Source organism: Candidatus Rhodoblastus alkanivorans (genome assembly GCF_022760755.1).
Classification (GTDB): Bacteria; Pseudomonadota; Alphaproteobacteria; order Rhizobiales; family Beijerinckiaceae; genus Rhodoblastus; species Rhodoblastus alkanivorans.
Map to the genome: position 1 here is coordinate 1,206,036 of NZ_JAIVFP010000001.1, position 8,965 is coordinate 1,215,000.

Consider the following 8,965-nt stretch of genomic DNA (forward strand, 5'->3'; position numbering starts at 1 on the left):
TTGCATGACCGGCGTTAACGCGAACGGCGCGCGGCGGATTTGTTCATGATCGCGCGGTCGATCGCCGCATTGATCTCGGCCATGAATTTTTCCGCCGCCGGGCGCTCGGCCGTGGGCAGCCGGTCGGGATGGACGAGCAGGGCGCAGGTTCGCCGCAGCCGCCGCAGGTCCTCGACGCTCCGGGCGGCGCCCAATTCCTTTCGGATGCGGGCGAAATGGGTTTCGAGAGGAACGCGGTCTGGTCTCGACGGCGGGGCGCCGTCATCCGCCTGCCCGCCATAGGCGGCGATCGCAGCGAAGACACGAAACGTCTGCCGCATCGTGATCGTGAGGCAGGGCTGGAACCTTTCCTGCTCCATCGGCGGCGCGATTCGCGCAGCGGCGCCATCGCGCGCCTCCATTCGATCGAGCAGGCTTTCGAACGCGCTGCTCGGCGCGGAGAAACTCGGGTTGTCAGCCATGATACAACTCATGAACGAATTTGGCGCCGCGGCGTCCGGGGGGCGCCGCCGACAAAGCTGTCCTGAAAACGTCAATACAAATAGAACTTAAGAGGTTCTATGTCGCGGTCTTCTGGCTCAATTCGGGACAGGGCCTGAAGCGTTAACCAAAAATTAACCATATAAATACAACCTAGGATTGCAGATTGGCCTTGAGCGCGACGCACCCGAACGCTGAGGCCGGCGACAGGGCAGAATTTCGGATTGGGGGACATGATGTTCGTCATTGTCGATGACCGTGAAATCGTGAAGACAGGCTATGCTTCGAGCTTCAGCCGCGAGGGCGTGGCCTCGACGGGCCTTCGCCCGGACGAATTCGAGGAATGGGTGGTCGGCGCCGGAAAACGCGATCTTCAGGCCGTCGAGGCCATTCTTATTGGCGATTGCACCAGGCGCGAAGTTTTTCCCAGAATGATTCGCGAGCGCTGCCACGTCCCCGTGATCGCGCTCAATGATTCGCCGTCACTGGAGTTGACGCTCGATCTCTTCGCGGCGGGCGTGGACGATGTGGTGCGTAAGCCGGTGCATGTGCGCGAAATCATGGCGCGGGTCGGCGCCATTCGCCGTCGCAAGGAGGCGCGGGCGGACTACAAGGACGTCGGCGAGATGCGGGTTCATTTGGACGGGCGCGATCCCGAGGTAAAAGGGGCGCCGTTGCCGCTGCCGCGCCGCGAGCGCCGCATTCTGGAATATCTGGTGATGAACCAGGCGAAGCGGGTGACCAAGAGCCAGATTTTCAACGCGATCTACGGGCTCTTTGACGACGAGGTCGAGGAGGACGTCGTCGAAAGCCACATCAGCAAGTTGCGCAAGAAGCTGCGTCATCGCCTTGGCTACGATCCGATCGATTCCAAACGCTATCTCGGCTATTGCCTGACCGTGAACTGAGGCCCTGAGCGGGGGTTCCTCGGCGCGCCGAATTCCCGCTTGAATTTTTCGATCGAGCGGGGTTTCGTCGGCAGACGGCGATGCATTTTCGGACAACCTGCTTTGTCGCACTTCCTGCCGGACGCGGCGCCGCTTAATCTTCGATGGCGTAGAATTTTCCGCGCAAGGCGGCGATCCGCCGCGGCGTCGCGACGACGAGGCGTCCGCGGTGGGCGCCGAGCAAAAGGCGCCGGCGCCACACGAGTCGCGCGACATAAATCGACTCGTTTTCCTCGTCGAAAAAATGGAAGAGCTCCGGCACCGCGACTTCGCGCGCGAGGCGAAGCCTCAACCCGCCGCAGGAGCGATCGATGATGGTTGCGTCGGCGAGAAAGCGATTGGCGCGATCGAGAATCTTTCCTGAACGAAGGCGCGTGCGGCGGCGGCTTTCGCGTCTTTTGTCGTGGTCTTGATGTTCAGGCGAGGACGCCGCGTTATAGGTGACAGCCCCCTCGTCTCGCTCGCGCCACAGTCGCCCGAGCCAGGAGAAGCCGGCCCCAGGCGGGCGTTTCCGCGCTAATAAATCTTTTTTTATCAATCCTCTGTACCTCCGTGCGGGGCGCGTCAGGCGTCCGGCTGGATGCGGGTCAGATCGGCGAGGGCGCTTTTCAGCAACGCTTTTTGCAAGTCGCCGATTTTGACGCCTGGACCGTCGTCGGAAAGCTCGTCGCAGGTTTTGAGCTTGGCGACGACATCGGCGAAGGACAGGCTGGGCCGTTCCGCGATCGCGCGCCGGAGAGATTCAATCAGGGCGACCGACGACCGGCGCACGTCCTCGGCCATGGGTCGCGTCGCCGCGAATTTGGCTTCAAGCAGCCGCAACCGGAGAATCGCCGGGCTTCCGACGACGTTTTTGGGAGCAAGATTCACAAGGGAAGATGGGTGCGAGAGCATGGCAGGGGCGCTTTCGACAAAGGCCGCGTGGCGACCGAACCGACTGTGACCCCTTGATTCAAGCGCGTCGGCCTTTTGCGAAACTTGCTGTTTCGTCACAAGCTTCGCGACAGTTCCTGTGGCGAGGATCGGGCATTGTTCAAGGAGGCGATTCGATGTCGCACGAAATTTTGAAAGCTATGGGCGCCCTGCGCGAAGACATGCGGCAGCGCCTGATGCAGGCGCCGGAATATCGCGCTCTGCTCGCGCTGGATCGCTCGATCGAAGAAATCGGCCTGATCATGCGGGACATTCCGCCGGCGCTTCCCGAAGTTGCGGCCGAGGTGGCCCCGGCGCCGGAGCAGGTCATTGAAGCGCCACAAGCGGCGCAGGTTGCGCGCCCGAATGCGATCGCCTCCGCCTTCGCGGAAACGCTCGCCGCCAAAATGGACCAGCGCCATGGCGCGCGCGCCGGGGCCGCTTACGCCCCGCTGGCTCGCGCGGCAGGCGGCTAGGAGCAGGTTGAGCGCAAATTAACGCGGGCAGGAGATGGTTCGAGGCGTGACGAAATCGAACGGGCGTCTCCATGGAGCGCGAAATCATCCGCCTGGAATCGCTTTGCCGTGCGGCGCTCGACGCGCCGTCGCCCACGGCGCATGAGAAGCTGATCGCGGCGACGCTGCTGGATTGCTTGCGCGAATTGCACGCCGCCGCCGCGCGCGTGGCGCGCGATCGCGGCGGCGCCAATGCGCCGCGGCTGGTTCGTCGGGATTGATGCGCACGCGCCAGCTTCGCGCAAGGCGCTTCCGGCAGACTTGGCTGATGCGAGCGCGGCGAGAGCGGCGCTTCCTGCCTGTTGCGTTTCGATAAATAGCAACAGGCGTGAGCTTTTTGAGTGAGCAGGATCCTTTCCGAAAATCGACTTCCACTTTTCGGGATCATGCTCGAGGAGGGGCGATGAGCACGTTCACCGACTATATGACGATCGCCAATAATCTGAGCCGCTATCAGACGATGACGGCGGCGGACCCCACGGTCGCCCAGGCGACGAAATATTTCCAGGCCAATATCGGCAATATCAAAACGGCCGATGATTTCGTCAACAATACGCGCATTTTCAATTACGTGATGACGGCCTTCGGCCTCAGCGACATGACCTACGCCAAGAGCCTGATCAAACAGGTGCTGGAACAGGGGACATCGCGGTCGACGGCGCTGGCCAACACGCTGAACAATCCGAAAATCCTGGCGTTGGCGCAGGCCTTCAATTTCTCGCTCTACGGGGACCAGACCACCCAGACGACGGCGGCGACGAGCGACGCCGTCAATCAATATGTCATGCAGACGCTCGAAACCAATGAGGGAAATCAGAATCCGGGCGTGGAACTCGCGCTCTATTTCCAGCAGAACGCCTCGAAGATCACGAACGGTTATTCGATTCTCGCCGACAAAAACCTTTTGACTGTCGTGCAGACTACACTCGGGATATCGTCCTATACCTCGGCGCAAAATATCGATCTCCAGGCGCAGCAATTCGACCGCGTGCTCAAATATTCCGATTTCCAGAACCCGACCAAGGTCTTCAATTTCCTGGAGCGGTTCACCGCCCAATATGATTTCAACAATCCCAACGCCTCCGCCGCGCCCTCCAGTTCGCTGGTGACGACTTTGTTCGACGCGTCGTCGAGTTCTTCGACAAGCATCAGCGTCAATCTTTTGATGAGCATGCAAAACCTGAAACTGGGTGGGCTCTAAGTGCAGACGATCGGGGGCGGCTCGGCCGCCGCGCGCGCGCTATTGGATTCCGGTGTGCGCGCCCATGCGGCAGGGCGGGCGGAAGAAGGGATCGCGGCGGTTGACGCGGCTTTGCGGATCGATCCGGATTTTTCCGAAGCGCTGAGCTTCGCCGGTTTCATCCTCCAGGAGCGCGGGCATGGCGCTGGCGCGCTGCGCTTTTACGAGCGCGCGCTTTCGCTCAAAGCCGATGACGCAACAGCGTGGTTCAATCGCGGCCTGCTTTTGATGGGCGCGCGACGGCTCGAAGACGCGCGTGAAAGCTTTGCAAGAGCTTGCGCCCTGCGGGCGGAGGTCGCCGGCTATCATTGCAACCACGGCGCGGCGCTCTACGAACTTGGTCGGCTTGGCGAAGCAGCGGCAGTCTATGAAACAGCTTTGTCGCTCGATCCGAACCTCGCGCAAGCGGAGCTCAATCTCGGCAATGCTTTGATGCGACTTGGGCGCTATACCCAGGCGCGCGGCGCCTATCTGCGCGCGATTCGTCTGCGGCCGGATTATGCGCTCGGCTTTTGCGGGCTCGGCATAGTGGCCAAAGAACTCGGCTGCTTCGATGAAGCCATGCGCGCGTTCGACGAGGCGCTGGGGTTGGCGCCCGATTCCGAGGAAGCGCTGAGCAACCGAGGCTGCCTCCACCTCCTCCTCGGCGATTTCGCTCGCGGTTGGGAGGGATACGAATATCGCTGGGCGAAGGGCAGGCGACCGGTTCCGATCTCGCCGGCGCGGTTCGACCTGTCCGATCGCGAAAGCCTCGCGGGCAGAAAAATCCTGGTCGTCAACGATCATGGGCTTGGCGACACCATCCAGTTTTTTCGCTACGTGGTTCTTCTGGCGCGGATGGGGGCGGACGTGACGTTCGCCGGCCCGCGCAAAATCTGGCGGTTGCTGTCCTCGTCGGGCGTAGCGGCGACTTGGCGCGACGAGGACGACCTTGCCGGCGAATTCGACGAGGTTCTCGCCATATCCTCACTGCCGCGCGCCTGCGCTACGCGGCTTGAAACCATTCCCGCGCCGACGCCCTATCTTTTCGCAGAGGCCGCGCGCATCGATTTCTGGCGCGACAGGCTGCAGGGCCAGGGGAAAAAGATTGGTCTATGCTGGCGCGGCAATGTCGATTTCCGGGTCGATCCGCGGCGTTCCATTCCGCCCGAGGCCTTTTTGCCGCTTGCCCGCCTAGACCGCGTGCGGCTGATCAATCTGCAAAAAGGCGCGCGGGGCGATGACCTGCCCCGCGAATTGGCGACAAGGCTGGAAAATCTCTCGACCGATTTCGACGGCGGCGCTGACGCATTCCTGGATACGGCCGCGATCATGGCCCATCTCGACCTCGTCGTGACCTGCGACACGTCTATCGCCCATCTCGCGGGGGCGCTTGGACGACCGGTATGGGTCGCCCTGCGTCAGGTCGCCGAATGGCGCTGGCAGAATGGACGGTCTGACTCGCCGTGGTATCCTTCGATGCGGTTATTCCGTTGCCGCGACGGGGAAGACTGGACCGCGCTCCTGGATGAGATGGCAGTTGAAATTTCCCGCCAATTCAGCCTGGGGACAATGAAAAAAATAAGCTAAGATACTGAGGTATTATATGAATTTCACCACGAGCGAGGCCATTTTGGGCGGCGCCGCAAATTTCCCAAAAAAGGTTGTTGACTGTGGGGCTTGGGTAGTCCTATAAGGCGGCCATCGACGGCGGCGCCGCGTAGAGATGCGGCGGGCGCTGACGTATTGTCTCCAGAACCTTGAGAGGGGTTGACTGGCTGAGGAGCCGGGGGGGACGGTTGTCTGTGTTGATTAAGGTTGAAACCTTAGGGTGGATGCGTTAATCTCGTCGGTCCTGCTGTTTGACAATTGAATCGGAAGAAAGAGAAACGTGGACGGCGGATGTCCCTGCGGATCTGGCTTTAAGCTGGATCGCGTGAGGAACGCACCGACGGTCACGTAATCTTAAGTTCATCGCGATTTTTGACCTGTGAAGGTTGGGAGTCGGGTGTGCTTGGGACTCGTCGACAAACTGCTTCGATATCGGATTGATCTGATATTCGGGTGCAGGTTTTATGACAGTGACTAGTCGGGACAATCTTCTCATTGAACTTGAGAGTTTGATCCTGGCTCAGAACGAACGCTGGCGGCAGGCCTAACACATGCAAGTCGAACGCTCGTAGCAATACGGGAGTGGCAGACGGGTGAGGAACACGTGGGAACATACCCTTTGGTTCGGAACAACTCAGGGAAACTTGAGCTAATACCGGATAAGCCCTTTGGGGGAAAGATTTATCGCCGAAGGATTGGCCCGCGTCCGATTAGCTAGTTGGAGAGGTAATGGCTCACCAAGGCGACGATCGGTAGCTGGTCTGAGAGGATGATCAGCCACATTGGGACTGAGACACGGCCCAAACTCCTACGGGAGGCAGCAGTGGGGAATATTGGACAATGGGCGCAAGCCTGATCCAGCCATGCCGCGTGAGTGATGACGGCCCTAGGGTTGTAAAGCTCTTTCACCCACGACGATAATGACGGTAGTGGGAGAAGAAGCCCCGGCTAACTTCGTGCCAGCAGCCGCGGTAATACGAAGGGGGCTAGCGTTGTTCGGATTTACTGGGCGTAAAGCGCGCGTAGGCGGATCTTTAAGTCAGGGGTGAAATGCCGAAGCTCAACTTCGGAACTGCCTTTGATACTGGAGATCTTGAGTTCGGGAGAGGTGAGTGGAACTGCGAGTGTAGAGGTGAAATTCGTAGATATTCGCAAGAACACCAGTGGCGAAGGCGGCTCACTGGCCCGATACTGACGCTGAGGCGCGAAAGCGTGGGGAGCAAACAGGATTAGATACCCTGGTAGTCCACGCCGTAAACGATGGATGCTAGCCGTTAGGCAGCTTGCTGCTTAGTGGCGCAGCTAACGCTTTAAGCATCCCGCCTGGGGAGTACGGTCGCAAGATTAAAACTCAAAGGAATTGACGGGGGCCCGCACAAGCGGTGGAGCATGTGGTTTAATTCGAAGCAACGCGCAGAACCTTACCAGCTTTTGACATGTCCTGGACGGTTACCAGAGATGGTATCCTCTCTTCGGAGCCAGGAACACAGGTGCTGCATGGCTGTCGTCAGCTCGTGTCGTGAGATGTTGGGTTAAGTCCCGCAACGAGCGCAACCCTCGCCCTTAGTTGCCATCATTCAGTTGGGCACTCTAGGGGGACTGCCGGTGATAAGCCGCGAGGAAGGTGGGGATGACGTCAAGTCCTCATGGCCCTTACAAGCTGGGCTACACACGTGCTACAATGGCGGTGACAATGGGAAGCGAAGGGGCGACCCTTAGCAAATCTCAAAAATCCGTCTCAGTTCGGATTGTACTCTGCAACTCGAGTGCATGAAGGTGGAATCGCTAGTAATCGCAGATCAGAACGCTGCGGTGAATACGTTCCCGGGCCTTGTACACACCGCCCGTCACACCATGGGAGTTGGCTTTACCCGAAGGCGTTTCGCTAACCGCAAGGAGGCAGGCGACCACGGTAGGGTCAGCGACTGGGGTGAAGTCGTAACAAGGTAGCCGTAGGGGAACCTGCGGCTGGATCACCTCCTTTCTAAGGATGCTTCTCCAGGGTGAGCTTGCTCGCTCTACTGAAGCTCTTGGAACAAAAGGTCTAGTCGGACCTAATCACGGCGGGACGCCGCCGTCTTCGTCTCTCTTTCTTCCCCTTAAGGACGAGCTCTTTTTTGTTTGTCCCCTCGCATCGGGCTCGGCGTCGCATTCGCTCCTAGCAAAGCCTTCGGCTTTGCAGGTTTGAACCTTCCGGCTTTTGTGTTAGGGCAGGCAAGCTCGGGCTTGTAGCTCAGTTGGTTAGAGCGCGCGCTTGATAAGCGTGAGGTCGGAGGTTCAAGTCCTCCCAGGCCCACCATCTTTGTTAAGCGGTCCCTGGCGTCAGCCAGTAGTTCGTGGCAGGCGGGCGTCTTAAAAGGCGCCGTACTGTTCGCGGGCGCGGCGCATTCGCCAACGATCAACGTCTTTGCGAAGATCTTCTTTGCGTCATTAGCTCATGCAAACCGCAGGTTTGCTAGGCCCGAACGGGCCGCCGAGCTGCCGCGAGGGTCTTCTCTATCGAAAGATGGGGCCATAGCTCAGTTGGGAGAGCGCGTGCTTTGCAAGCATGAGGTCGTCGGTTCGATCCCGTCTGGCTCCACCAGATGGCGCGATTGCCGATGAAAAACGTCCTTAAGGAACGACAGTTTCGCTGAGGTCTTCTCTGATGAGAGGATCCGGCGGGTTATCTTACATTGTGAAGAGGAAACGCATCCGGTCTCGACTGGCCCGCAAGGGTTCAGGAGGGAGCGATTGTCACAGTGAGCGCGGCTTGGAAAGGTTTTCCAACTGGGCGCTCCCGGGTGCGTTCGAAGCAAGAAATGGTCTTTTCGATCGTCGTCCCGTCATTCGCGAGAATGGCAACCGTCCCAATCTCTGCCGAGGGAAAGGGAAATGGTGGGCGTCGATAATGAGAGCAATCAAGTGTCATAAGGGCGTTCGGTGGATGCCTTGGCGCTGAGAGGCGATGAAGGACGTGGTACGCTGCGATAAGCCTTGGGGAGCTGCGAACGAGCTTTGATCCGAGGATTTCCGAATGGGGGAACCCACCTTCGATCTCTATTATTCTGAAGGTTTGGTTTTGGGCGCACAGCCTGACGCCGATACGACGCGAGAGCGTCCCTTTGGAATAATAGAGATCAAATGGAGGTATTAAACTCTGAATACATAGGGGTTTAAAGCTAACCCGGGGAACTGAAACATCTAAGTACCCGGAGGAAAGGACATCAACGAGACTCCGTTAGTAGTGGCGAGCGAACGCGGACCAGGCCAGTATCTTAAATCTTCGAACCGGAACGACT

General features: G+C 59.2%; 8 protein-coding genes, 2 tRNA genes and 2 rRNA genes (1 of these 12 running past the window's edge). 9 read left to right on the forward strand and 3 right to left on the reverse strand.

Annotated elements, in window-relative coordinates; genetic code table 11:
* Nucleotides 1–14: 14 nt before the first annotated feature.
* Nucleotides 15–461: a J domain-containing protein gene (locus K2U94_RS05510; protein ID WP_243066257.1), complete on the reverse strand. Its 447-nt coding sequence runs from the start codon at nucleotides 459–461 to the stop codon at nucleotides 15–17.
* 255 nt (nucleotides 462–716) lie between these two features.
* Here K2U94_RS05510 and K2U94_RS05515 point away from each other — a divergent pair, with 255 nt between their 5' ends.
* Complete coding sequence (locus K2U94_RS05515) at nucleotides 717–1,388, forward strand: response regulator transcription factor (RefSeq protein ID WP_243068808.1); 672 nt, start codon at nucleotides 717–719, stop codon at nucleotides 1,386–1,388.
* A gap of 133 nt (nucleotides 1,389–1,521) precedes the next feature.
* Here the strand turns inward: K2U94_RS05515 and K2U94_RS05520 are convergent, their stop codons facing one another.
* Together K2U94_RS05520 and K2U94_RS05525 are read right to left on the reverse strand one after the other, a co-directional pair.
* Nucleotides 1,522–1,965: a hypothetical protein gene (locus K2U94_RS05520; protein WP_243066258.1), complete on the reverse strand. Its 444-nt coding sequence runs from the start codon at nucleotides 1,963–1,965 to the stop codon at nucleotides 1,522–1,524.
* Nucleotides 1,966–1,991: 26 nt separating this feature from the next.
* Complete coding sequence (locus K2U94_RS05525; protein WP_243066259.1) at nucleotides 1,992–2,210, reverse strand: hypothetical protein; 219 nt, start codon at nucleotides 2,208–2,210, stop codon at nucleotides 1,992–1,994.
* A 266-nt stretch (nucleotides 2,211–2,476) separates the two neighbouring features.
* Here K2U94_RS05525 and K2U94_RS05530 point away from each other — a divergent pair, with 266 nt between their 5' ends.
* The 8 genes from K2U94_RS05530 to K2U94_RS05565 all read left to right on the forward strand — a co-directional run.
* A complete protein-coding gene (locus K2U94_RS05530; RefSeq protein WP_243066260.1) occupies nucleotides 2,477–2,815 on the forward strand; it encodes a hypothetical protein in 339 nt (112 codons plus the stop codon).
* Between the two features lie 71 nt (nucleotides 2,816–2,886).
* Complete coding sequence (locus K2U94_RS05535) at nucleotides 2,887–3,075, forward strand: hypothetical protein (RefSeq protein ID WP_243066261.1); 189 nt, start codon at nucleotides 2,887–2,889, stop codon at nucleotides 3,073–3,075.
* A gap of 182 nt (nucleotides 3,076–3,257) precedes the next feature.
* Nucleotides 3,258–4,055, forward strand: coding sequence for a DUF1217 domain-containing protein (locus tag K2U94_RS05540; RefSeq protein ID WP_243066262.1), 798 nt, complete (start codon nucleotides 3,258–3,260; stop codon nucleotides 4,053–4,055).
* Complete coding sequence (locus K2U94_RS05545) at nucleotides 4,056–5,663, forward strand: tetratricopeptide repeat protein (RefSeq protein ID WP_243066263.1); 1,608 nt, start codon at nucleotides 4,056–4,058, stop codon at nucleotides 5,661–5,663. It begins immediately after the preceding gene.
* Between the two features lie 518 nt (nucleotides 5,664–6,181).
* Nucleotides 6,182–7,668: ribosomal RNA gene (locus tag K2U94_RS05550) — 16S ribosomal RNA — on the forward strand.
* 238 nt (nucleotides 7,669–7,906) lie between these two features.
* Nucleotides 7,907–7,983 (forward strand) — tRNA-Ile (locus K2U94_RS05555).
* A 209-nt stretch (nucleotides 7,984–8,192) separates the two neighbouring features.
* Nucleotides 8,193–8,268 (forward strand) — tRNA-Ala (locus K2U94_RS05560).
* Nucleotides 8,269–8,582: 314 nt separating this feature from the next.
* Nucleotides 8,583–8,965, forward strand: a 23S ribosomal RNA gene (locus K2U94_RS05565) (it continues 2,446 nt past the right edge of the window).
* Together the 16S and 23S rRNA genes with 2 tRNA genes alongside form the textbook arrangement of a ribosomal RNA operon.